General features: G+C 71.4%; 5 protein-coding genes. 3 read left to right on the forward strand and 2 right to left on the reverse strand.

Annotated features, from left to right (window positions below; all coding sequences use genetic code 11):
* Positions 1–133 precede the first annotated feature (133 nt).
* Positions 134–3103 (forward strand): AfsR/SARP family transcriptional regulator, encoded by a 2970-nt coding sequence (locus tag DN069_RS13955; protein WP_111501277.1) that lies wholly within the window; start codon positions 134–136, stop codon positions 3101–3103.
* 69 nt (positions 3104–3172) lie between these two features.
* Here DN069_RS13955 and DN069_RS13960 read toward each other — a convergent pair whose 3' ends face one another.
* Together DN069_RS13960 and DN069_RS13965 are read right to left on the reverse strand one after the other, a co-directional pair.
* Positions 3173–5440 (reverse strand): S9 family peptidase, encoded by a 2268-nt coding sequence (locus DN069_RS13960; protein ID WP_111501301.1) that lies wholly within the window; start codon positions 5438–5440, stop codon positions 3173–3175.
* A gap of 184 nt (positions 5441–5624) precedes the next feature.
* Positions 5625–6089, reverse strand: coding sequence for a hypothetical protein (locus tag DN069_RS13965; RefSeq protein WP_133259922.1), 465 nt, complete (start codon positions 6087–6089; stop codon positions 5625–5627).
* A gap of 324 nt (positions 6090–6413) precedes the next feature.
* Here DN069_RS13965 and DN069_RS13970 point away from each other — a divergent pair, with 324 nt between their 5' ends.
* On the forward strand, positions 6414–7199 hold the full coding sequence (locus tag DN069_RS13970; protein ID WP_111501279.1) for a thioesterase II family protein: 786 nt from the start codon (positions 6414–6416) through the stop codon (positions 7197–7199).
* A complete protein-coding gene (locus tag DN069_RS13975; protein ID WP_111501280.1) occupies positions 7196–11050 on the forward strand; it encodes an SDR family NAD(P)-dependent oxidoreductase in 3855 nt (1284 codons plus the stop codon). The genes DN069_RS13970 and DN069_RS13975 overlap by 4 nt, the downstream gene beginning before the upstream one ends.
* Positions 11051–11103: the final 53 nt, after the last annotated feature.

Here is an 11103-nt window from a genome sequence, read left to right on the forward strand (position 1 = left end):
CCCGCGTTACACCCGGCCGCGCCCAACGGAATTCAGCGAAGGCGTTCGGCCGTCGACCGAGGCGGGAACCGTCGCCCGGTGGCCTATATTGGCGGGTATCCGTTCAGGGGGATTCCATCCAAAGGGGGCCGGAGTGGCTGAACACCTTGAGTTCAATGTCCTGGGGCCGCTCACCGTCACCGTCGGAGGCGCCAGCATCCCGCTCGGTGGCCCACGGCAACGAACGATCCTCGCCCTACTGCTCGTCGTCCCCGGCCGCGTCGTCCCACTGGACACCCTCGTGGACGCCGTATGGAACAGCACCCCGCCCTCGACAGCGCGCACACAGGTAGCGATCTGCGTCGGGGCGCTCCGCAAGATCTTCAAGAACGCCGGCATCGAGGAAGACGTCCTCGTCACCGCGCATCCCGGATACCGGTTGGAAACCGCCGGACACCGCTTCGACTCCACCGACTTCGCCCAACTCGTCCACACCGGCGAGCAGTACGCCAACGAAGGACGGTTCGAGGAAGCCGCACAGGCCTACACCGAGGCACTCGACATCTGGCGCGGACCCGCGTTCGCCGGAGTGACCGGCCCGCTGATCGAGGACGAATCCGCCAGGCTCGAGGAACTGCGGCTCAACGCCGTTGACGACTCCACCGGCATCCAGCTGGAGCTCGGCCGGCACCAGGAACTCGTGCCCTCCCTCGCCGCCATGGTCCGTGAGCACCCGCTGCGCGAACGCACCCGGTACCACCTGATGCTCGCCCAGTACCGCTCGGGGCGCCGCGCCGACGCCATGGAGACCTACCGGGACGCCCGCACCCGATTCGTCGACGAACTGGGCATCGACCCCGGACCCGATCTGCAGGAACTGCACGACGCGATCCTGCGCGACGACCCCTCCCTCGCGGCACCTCCGACGCCCACGGTGGAACGCCGCGTCGTCCAGGAGGTCGCCGTCCCCCGTGAACTGCCGCCCGACGTCGCCGCGTTCACCGGACGCGTCGACGAGCTCGCCGCCCTCGACACCCTGGTCCAGGACACGGCAGGTGAGGGCGCCAACGGCACCAGCACCGTCGGCCTGATCACCGGCGCCGCGGGCATCGGCAAGAGCGGCCTGGCCATGCACTGGGCCTTCAGGGCCGCCGAGCACTTCCCCGACGGACAGCTCTTCGCCGACCTGCGCGGCTACGACGAGCACCACGAGCCCGTCACCGCCCACGACGTCCTCAGCCGCTTCCTGCGCTCCCTGGGCGTGGCCGGCGAACAGATCCCCGAAGACCTCGACGAGCGCATCGCGCTCTTCCGCAGCCTGCTGGCCGACCGTCGCGTGCTGATCGTCCTGGACAACGTGCGCAGTCACGCGCAGATCCGCCCGCTCATGCCCGGAAGCCAGGGCTGCTGCGTCCTGGTCACCAGCCGCGACCAACTGGAGGACTTGGTGACCTGGCCCGCACGGGCCCGGGTCCACCTCCGCCAGCTCTCCGAACGGGAAGCCGTGGCACTGCTGACGGCCATCGTGGGCGAGGCCAGGATCACCCCTGCCGGCAAAGACGCCCTCCAACTGGCCGAGCTGTGCGACCGGTTGCCGCTGGCACTGCGCATCGCCGCCGCCAGACTCGCCTCCAAGCAGCACTGGACAGTCCGCAACCTGGTACGGCGGTTGAGCGACGAGCAGCGCCGGCTGGACGAACTCAGCCAGGGTGAGTCCCAGGTCCGGGTCGGCTTCGCCCTCAGCTACCGGTACCTGTCCAAGGAAGCCGCCCGGCTGCTCCGGCTCCTCGGTCTGGTGGACGCCCCCGACTTCACCGCCTGGGTCGGGGCCGCGCTGCTCGACATCGACGTGCTGGACGCGGAGGAGGTCTTCGAGGTTCTCGTCGACGCCCAGTTCCTGGAGGTGACCGGGACCGACGCCACCGGCCGCCTGCGCTACCGCATGCACAACCTGGTCCGCCTCTATGCACGCGAACGCGCACAGCAGGAGGAGGCGGAGACGGAGCGGCTCGCGGCCTGCAGCCGGTTCCTGAGCACCTTCTTGACCATCGCGCGCGAGGCGGACAGCCGCGAGGCCGCGGGCGCCGAGCGCGGGGTCCACAGCTCGGCTCCGGGGCGACCGATCGACGCCGAGACCCTCGACGAGCTGCTGGAGGTTCCCCTCGTGTGGTTCGAGGCCGAGCGGCTCGCCCTGACCTCCTCGGTCCGACAGGCCGCCCGCATGGGCATCGCCGACATCGCCTGGGGGCTGACGGTCTGTTCGACGGCCTTCTTCGGCATCCGTAGCTACACCGAGGACTGGGGCCAGTGCAGCGAGGAGGCATTGGCCGCCGCCCAGGCCGCGGGCGACCTGCGCGGCCAGGGAGCGATGCACTACAGCCTGGGCACCCTGGAGCTGGCCCGCATCCGGCTCGGGGAGGCGGAGACGCACTTCGAGACGGCGCTGCGCATCTTCACCGAGGCCGGCGAGGACGAGGGACGTGCGTTGACGCTGCGCTCCCACGCGCTGGTGGACCGCGTCCGAGGAGACCTGGACCTCGCGCTGCGGCGGCTCGGTGAGGCCCTGCCGCTCTTCCGGGCGGCCGGCGACCGCAACTGCGAGTCGCACACCCTGAGCAACATCGCCGAGACCGAGCTCGACGCGGGCCGGCCGGAGGCGGCACTGGCCCCGGCTGTGGAGGCCCTGCGGATGGAGGAGAGCCGAGGCACGGACACCCGCAACCTCGCCCAGGCGCTGTACCGGCTCGGCCGAGTCCGCTCCGGCCTGAACGAGTTCGCCGCCGCCGAGGAGGCGTTCCTGCGCGCGGTACGGATCGTCAAGGAGAAGGGCGACATGGCCGGCCTCACGTTCGTCCTCATGGGACTCGGCGAGGTCCGGCTGGCCCAGGGCGACCCGGTCGGGGCCGAGACCACCTTGATGGACGCGCTGGAGATGGCGGAGCAGATCGGGGCCTGGTCGGCGGCCGGGCGGGTCGAACTGCTGCTGGGCTCGGTGAACGAGGCACTCGGGCGGCCTGAGGCCGCGCGCGCCAGGGTGGTCGCCGCCCGGGAGCGCTTCGTCGAGATCGGAGCGGCCGTCTGGCAGCGGCGGGCCGAGGAGGCGCTGGGCGCACTCGTCGTCTGATCCGAACAGCACAGTGCCCGCCCCGGTCCGAGACCGGGGCGGGCACTGTGCTGTGACGGCGCGTCGGCGTCAGCCGAAGAGCTCGGCGAGCGCCTCCATGTCGATCGGGACGGGCGCCAGCCGATAGCCGGCCGGCGGCTCCACACCCAGCAGCCGGCGCACCAGGAAGTCCCACTTGCGCTGGGTCACGTAGTGCTCGTAGCCGAAGTAGATGTGGTCCGCGTCCGGGACGACCAGCAGCTCGAAGTCCTTGCCGTGAGCGATCAGCCGCTCCGCGAGGCGCAAGGTCACCTGGATCGGAACCCGGTCGTCGATGCCGCCGTGGATGAGCAGCAACTCGCCCTCGAGCTGGTCGGCGAGCTCGGTGTTGGCGAGGCGGGCCCAGGCCGCCTCGTCGTCGGGCGCCTGGTACGCCTCGGCGAGGCCAGGCTCCAGCAGCCGGAAGTCGTGCATTCCGGACTCCGCCACACCGACCCGATACGTCTCCGGGTAGGCGAGCAGAGCTCGCACCGCGGCGAACCCGCCTGAGGACATACCGGTGACACCGACCCGGTCCAGGTCCATCCACGGCCGGTCCGTGGCCAGTTCGCGCAGTGCCGCGACGTGGTCGTCCAGGCCGCAGGCATCCTCCAGCCGGCCGTACGAGGCGTCGTGGAACGCCTTGTCGCGTCCGGGCGAGCCACGTCCGTCCAGTCCCACGACGACGAAGCCGAGCGCCGCCAGGGCCTCCGCCTCGTAGCCGTAGTAGCCCGGGTCGAACGACGGGCTCACCCGGTTCGCGGTTGGCAGCCCGTAGGGGGTGTCGATGACGGGGTAGCGCTTGGCCGGGTCGAAGCCGTGCGGGCGGTACAGGACGCCGTAGACGAGCGTCGACCCGTCGGCGGAACGGGTGGTGAACCGCTCGGGCGCGCTCCAGCCGGCTGACTCGAGGCCGGTGATGTCGGTGCGCTCCAGCTCCACCAGGACACGGCCGTCGAAGTCGCGCACGCAGATCACCGGCGCCGCGGAGGTCGTGGACGCCGAGTCGACGAAGACCTCCCCGCCGGGGGCGACGGTGACGACGTGGTCGAGGTCGTCGTCGGTCAGCCGGGTGAAGCCCGTGCCGTCGAGGTTCGCCCGGCACACCGAGCGACGGTACGGATCCTCGCCGACCAGTCCGGAGGCGGTGAACCACACGGTCCGCCGCGCCTCGTCGACGCGCAGGATCTCCTGCACGCCATAGGGGCCGGAGGTGATCTGGGCCAGCTGCTCGCCGTTGTGCCCGGAGTACAGGTAGAGGTGGCCGTGCCCGTCGGCCTGGGAGTACCAGAGCACCTCCGCGCCCCCGGACAGCACGCGCACGTTGGGCTTCTGCAGCTGCTGCTGCGCCGGCTCGACCCGCGTGTCGCCCCGCTCGGTCACCAGGACCCGCACCTCGCCCGTGGCCGGGTCCAGGCGGTGCAGGCTGAGGGTGCGGGCGTCCCGGGACCGGTTCAGGTAGTACGCGGCGGAGCCGTCCTCGGCCCACCACGCCCACTGCTGCATGACGGGCGACATGGCCGACATCGCCACGGGCTCGCCCTGCGCGAAGGTGACCGTCCCCGAGGCGACGTCCAGAACCGCGAACTCGGCGAGCGGCAGATGCTCGTCCCCGGGGACGGGGAAGCGAGGGGACAGGAGCTCGGGCTCGCCGCCGCCGGCCGGTGCGGCGCGCAGCAGGTGCGTGCGGCGCACGCCGTGCTGGGCCGTGCGGTGGGTCAGGACCCGGGTGGAGTCCGCCGACCAGGCCACCGCCGGCGGCAGATGCGGCAGGCCCAGCTTGGTGACCAGGGTCGAGTACATCAGGTAGTCGGGGTTGGCGCCCCAGTCGTCGTCCTCGGTGCCGTCACAGGTCAGCGCCCGGTCGTCGGAGCCGTCCAGGGCGCGGACCCGCAGATCGCGGCCGGACCGGTACACGGCGTGCTTGCCGTCGGGAGCCACGACCTCCAACGGGTTGCCGGTCGCCGGGTCGCCCGCCTCCTCCAGCTGGTGGTCGGCCCGGTGCCACCGCCAGTGCCTGCCGAACGCGTCGAACTCGACCGTGTCGGCCAGGGGCTGGATCATCGGGAAGGGCAGGGCGCCGGCCTGGACGTCCTGCCCCGAGGCTTCAGCCAGCGCTTCGGCCAGGCGCTCGTGGTCGAATGCCTCCTGCCGGATTCCTTTCTGCGGATCGACAAGAACGAAGCGCTTTCCTGTCGCGGTATTGACGGCGTACCAGAACCTGTTGCCGTCGCCCAGCCAGCGCGGCCTGACCTTCTCGGCGCGGACGAGCTCTCCGCGTCGCCGCATCAGCTGCTCAGCCGTCGAATAACTCCGCATTTCGAGATGTTCCTCGTGCATCGGGCTTCCCTTCCTTCGTAAGGCGACGCAGAGCATGAGGCAGGGCAGGCGCACTCAATTCCGCGATCCCGGAAAATAGCGGTTCGGCGCGGCGGGCGGCCAGGACGGCCCAGGCGGCGACGGCGGATCGGCCCCGTCCTGTCGCCAGGACACCGAGCGTGGATCAGCGCCGCGCGACAGGCGCGACATCGCTCGCGGGTGCGTGGGCGTGAACGCGTTCCAGTTCGTCGCTCCCGTGGGCCCGACACCGGAGCAGACCGGGCATGGCGATGACGTACCAGGCCGCAGGGAAGGGATCGCCCGGGTCCTGTCCGATCATCCGGTACACCACCGAGCCCACGCGATCCTCGCCGAGGACGCGGACCCTGTCGTCGGCCTTCAGGGCGAACTTCCCTGCCTCTTGGGCGAGTTGACGATTCAGGTAGCTGATCTCGACTCGCTGGCGCCGTGCGTGGTCGCGCACGCTGTAGTGAGCGGCACCGCTGCGTCGCAGGTCGACGAGCGCACATGAGGCGGCGATGAGATAGGCGCCGCAGCCCGGTGACTGCCCCAGCAACTGCCACCAGCGGTGGGCCCTGCCCTGCAGATCGGACTCGGACAGGCCGTCCAGTCCGAACAGTCCGTGCATGAACGGTGCTATGCCCACGGACGCGACGTCCGGGGCGTCCCTAGCGACGTTTGGAGGCATGGGCACATCCTTGCCCCGGGGACGAATTCTCGCTGGACCTCTTTCATCTGTCTGGTCGACGCGACAGTCTGCCAGCCGGGAAGCTGCTTGACTCCTGCTGCCCGCAAGGCGAGGGTATGGACGTCATGCGTGCACCATTCGGCGCTGCGCGCAGATCTCGTAATCCCACGATTTCCACGGGCCTTTTTGCCTGGTTCTTCGCAATCTCGTATGACGTCACACCATGCCGCGCACCGGGCTTCGCGGGGAAGGAGCAGGCTGCAGATGACAACGCCGCAGATCCGGGAACTGGTACCCGAAACGCCCTATATATGGCGTGCAAAGCAACCGGCGGCCACCCGGCGGCTGGTGTGCTTCCCCCACGCGGGTGCCGGCGCTGCCGCGTATGCCGACTGGGCCGCCCTGCTGCCACCGCAGATCGAGCTGGTCGCCGTCCAGCTGCCCGGACGGCAGAACCGGATCGCCGAAGAGCCCTTCACCGAGGTCGACGTCCTCGTCGACGTGCTCGTGCACGCCCTGCGCCCGGTCCTGGACCTTCCCTGCGCTTTCTTCGGGCACTCTGCGGGCGCGATTCTCGCCTTCGAGCTGGCCAGGGCGCTGCGCGCACGCGGCCGCAAAGCACCTGAGCAGCTGTTCCTCTCCGCCCAGCCCGCGCCCGGGGACTCGCAGGTGCGCATGCTGCACGAACTCGACGACCTGGACTTCAGCACGGAGATCTTCGCGCTCGGCGGTCTCGACCCCGAACTGCTCGAGGACGAGGACGTGCTGGACGCCATGCTCTACACACTCCGCGCGGACTTCACGCTCTTCGAGCGGCATCGGATCGAGCCGGGCGCCCCGCTGGACTGCCCCATCACGGTACTCGCCGGCGACAGCGACCCCCGCGCGCCGCTGGACGAGGTCCGCCAATGGCAGGAGCACACCCGCGGACCCTTCGCGGCCGAGATCTATCACGGCGGCCACTTCTACTTCCTCGACTCGCCGACCGAGGTCGTCTCCCGCCTCGCCGCCGCCATGCTGACGCCCGCGACCCTCGGAGGCGTGGCATGAGTGCCTCGACGAACACCTCCGGCACCTTCGCTGACGACGAGTTGGCCGCGCTGGCCGACGCCGTCAGGGCCGTGCCCGGCGTCCACGAGGTCGCCGCCGTCACCCGCCTGAGCGTCCGCGCGCAGCCGGCCGCGGCGGCGGGGCGCGCTGACATCGCCCCGACACCGACCGCCCCGACACCGGCGGACCACGGGGACCGCCCGCCCGCCGAGCTGTACGGCGGCGACGTCACCCCTGCGCCCGGCGCGCCCGCCACCCTCCAGGAAGCACTGCGTCTGGCCGCCGAACTCGCCCCCGACAAGGGCACGATCTTCATCACCGAGGACCACGACGACGACCTGCAGACCTACCCGCAGCTGCTCGCCGAAGCCGAGCAGGTGCTGGGCGGACTGCGCGCGGACGGATGCCGCCCCGGCGACGCCGTCCTGTTCGTCTTCGACGACAACCGCGGCTACCTCACCGCCTTCTGGGCCTGCGTCCTGGGCGGATTCATCCCCACGCCGGTCGCCGTGGCCACCAGCTACACCGTGGAGAACGAGCCCAACCGCAAGCTGCTCGGCGCCTGGAAGCTCCTCGGGCGCCCGCGCATCGTCACCGACGCCGGGACCGCGCCGGCGCTGACGGGGGTGCGGGAGCTGTGGAACGAGCCCGAGGTACGGATCCTGACGGTCGAGGAGCTCGCCGGACACCCCGCGGACCGGAACTGGTACCCGGCGTCGCCGCAGTCGCCCGTGCTGAACCTGCTCACCTCCGGCAGCACCGGGGTGCCCAAGTGCGTGCAGCACACCCACGCCAGCGTCACCTCGCGTGAGCACGCCGTCATCCGCCACTGCGGGCTGACCGCCGACGACGTCACCCTCATGTGGATGCCCTTCGACCACGTCACGATCGCCTTCTGCAACGTCCGCGACGTGTTCCTGGGCTGCCTGCACGTCAACGCCAGGACCTCCCACGCCCTTTCCGACCCGCTCCTCTGGCTGGACTGGGCCGACCGCCACCGGGCCACGAACATCTGGGTACCGAACTTCGCCATCGGTCTGGTCAACGAGCGGGCCGAGGAGATCGCCGACCGCGACTGGGACCTCTCCTGCCTGCGAGAGATCGTCAACGCCGGCGAGCCGGTCATCGCGGCGACCTCGCACCGCTTCCTCGAACTCCTCGCCCCGCACCGACTGCCGGCCGACGCGATGGTCCCGGTCTGGGGCATGTCCGAGACCTGCTCCGGGGTCACCTACTCCCGGCAGAGCCGAACCGACCGGCTCGCCGGCACGGTCACCGTGGACCCGTCCTCGCTCTCCCACGCGATCCGCTTCCTCGACCCGGCCGACGACGGTGCCGTCACCCTGTCCCGCGTCGGCCGGCCCATTCCCGGAGTGCGCCTGCGGATCGTTGACGAGACCGGCGCCGTCCTGCCCGAGGACCGCCTCGGTGAACTGCGCATCACGGGCAGCACCATGATGGCCGGCTACTTCGGCAACGAGCAGGCCAACCGCGAGTCGTACGACGATCAGGGCTGGTTCCGCACCGGAGACCTCGCCTTCGCCCACGAGGGCGAGATCGTCATCGCGGGCCGCAAGAAGGACCAGATCATCGTCCGCGGCATCAACTACCTCGCCCACGAGCTCGAGAGCGTGGTCGAGCGGGTCGACGGGGTGCAGGTGACCTTCGCGGCCGTCGCGGGCATTCGCGAACCCGGCGCGGAGGAGGACCAGCTGGTCGTCTTCTACGTGCCGAGGAGCTGGGACGCCGCCGCGCAGGCGCAGACCGCCGAGGACATCCGTGCCGTCCTGGGCCGTGAGGCGGGGATCGTGCCGGCCGAAATCATCCCGGTCTCCCAGGAGGAGTTCCCGAAGACCTCGAGCGGCAAGATCCAGCGCCCCGCCCTCGCCCAGGCCTTCCGGCAGGGCGCGTTCGCCGACCGCACGCTCGGCACCGGACCGACGCAGACCGAGGACGACTCCTGGTTGTTCACCCGGCGCTGGCTCGAGGCGGACCCGGGCCCGAAGGACCGGCAGTCACCGGAAGGCCTCACGCTCGTGCTGGCCGAGGACGAGGATCTCGCCCGGCTCGGGCTCGACGGCAACGTCGTCGCAGCCCGCAGGGGCGACACGTTCGCGCAGACGGCGCCAGGCCGCTACCAGGTCCCGGCCGCGGACCGGGAGGCCCTCGGCCGACTGCTCGCGGCCGTCGCCGAACGCCACGGCCCGATCACCCGAGTCCTGAGCGCCCTCCAGCTCTCCCGCGGTGACGCCGATCCCTTCGCGCGACTGACCACGGCCACCGCCGAACTCGCCGCGCTGCTCGCCGCGCTCGCCGCCTCGAAGGCCGGTGAAGCGCAGCTGGTCGTCCTCACCGCCGGGGCGCTGCCCGTCCGGCCGGACGACGACGTCGACCTCGGCAGCTGCGCCATGCCCGGCCTGGTGCGCACCGCCGCCGACGAGTTCGCTCCGCGCCCCCTCTGCCAGGTCGACCTGCCGGGCCGCCCGGACCAGTGGGGACCGGCAGTGCGCTCCGCGCTCGCCGCGGGCACCCGCGGCCCGATCATCGCCGTCCGGGACGGCAGGCTCTGGCAGCCGAGGCTCGCGCCGGTCACCGCCCCTGAAGCGGCCGGTGCCACGGGCACGACGGCGCCGCTGCTGCAGGGCGGGCTCTACCTGCTCAGCGGCGGCCTGGGCGGCATCGCCCACGACATCGCCGGCTACCTCCTGGCCACCTTCGGTGTGAAGCTGCTGCTGGTGGGCCGCTCGCCCGCCGAGGGGGAGAAGGCCGCGCGACTGGCCGGACTCACCCGGCTGGGCGAGGTCTGCTACGCGCAGCTCGACATCACCGACGCCGACGCCCTTCAGGCTGCCACCGAGGCGGCCGAGCAGCGTTGGGGCCGCCCGCTCGACGGTGTCCTGCACCTGGCCGCGGCCGACCCCACTGGCCAGTGGGCCGACCTCGACCGCCACACGGTGGTGCACGAGACCGCTGACGGCTATGCCGCGCAGTACCGCGCCAAGGTCGGCGGCACCCTCGCCCTCGCCGGGCTGCTGCAGACCCGGCCGGCGGCCTCGCTCGTCCTGTTCGGCTCCGTCAACGGCGAGTTCGGCGGGCACTCCTTCGGCGCCTACGCCGCCGCGAACAGCTTCCTGGCGGGCTTCGCCGAGCACTGGCACCGCACCGGACGTCGAGGACAGTGCATCGCCTGGAGCCAGTGGAGCGGCGTCGGGATGAACCAGGGCCGTTCCTCGGCCGCCGCCGAACACCGCGGCTTCCGCACCATCGACCCGGACACCGGACTGCGGCTGTTCCTCGATGCCCTGGCGCTGGAACAGCCCTACGTCATCGCCGGACTCGACGCGGCCAACCCCGCCATCGTCGCGGAACTGGTCCCCGAACAGCTCCGCGTCACCGAGGCGGTCCTCGCCTACACCGCCTCCGACATCCCCGTCGACCCCCAGGCGGTCCGCGCGGCCGTCGCCCGCCAGGTGGCCGGCTTCCCGGTCCCCGTGCGGATCACCGAGGTCGCGCACATACCCCGCAACCCGGACGGCGGCATCGACGCCCCCCAACTGCTCAAGGACACCGCCCCGGGGGCGGCGAGCCGCCACTACAACCCACCCCAGGGCGAGGCGGAGAGCCGGCTCGCCCCGCTGTGGGCCGAGGCCCTCCGCCGGCACCGGGTCGGAAGGGACGAGTCCTTCTTCGAACTCGGCGGCAACTCCCTGCGGGCCGCACGCGTGCTGGCCCTCACGCAACAGACCTTCGGCGTCCGGGTGACAACCCAGGAGCTGTACGAGCACCCGACCGTCGCCGGCCTGGCCGCACTGATCGAGAAGCGCCAGATCGAGAAGCACCACGACGGCTGACCGTTCGCAGCGCCGCCATCCATGGTGTCCCTCCGGCCCGAGACCACCTCTGC

The sequence above is a fragment of the Streptacidiphilus pinicola genome (assembly GCF_003258295.1).
GTDB classification, from domain to species: Bacteria; Actinomycetota; Actinomycetes; order Streptomycetales; family Streptomycetaceae; genus Streptacidiphilus; species Streptacidiphilus pinicola.

Excerpts from the sequence above, each read along its gene's own strand:
- DN069_RS13975 (WP_111501280.1), top strand. The coding sequence starts at position 7,196 with ATGAGTGCCTCGACGAACACCTCCGGCACCTTCGCTGACGACGAGTTG.
- DN069_RS13960 (WP_111501301.1), bottom strand. The coding sequence starts at position 5,440 with ATGCGGAGTTATTCGACGGCTGAGCAGCTGATGCGGCGACGCGGAGAG.
- DN069_RS13970 (WP_111501279.1), top strand. The coding sequence starts at position 6,414 with ATGACAACGCCGCAGATCCGGGAACTGGTACCCGAAACGCCCTATATA.
- DN069_RS13965 (WP_133259922.1), bottom strand. The coding sequence starts at position 6,089 with ATGCACGGACTGTTCGGACTGGACGGCCTGTCCGAGTCCGATCTGCAG.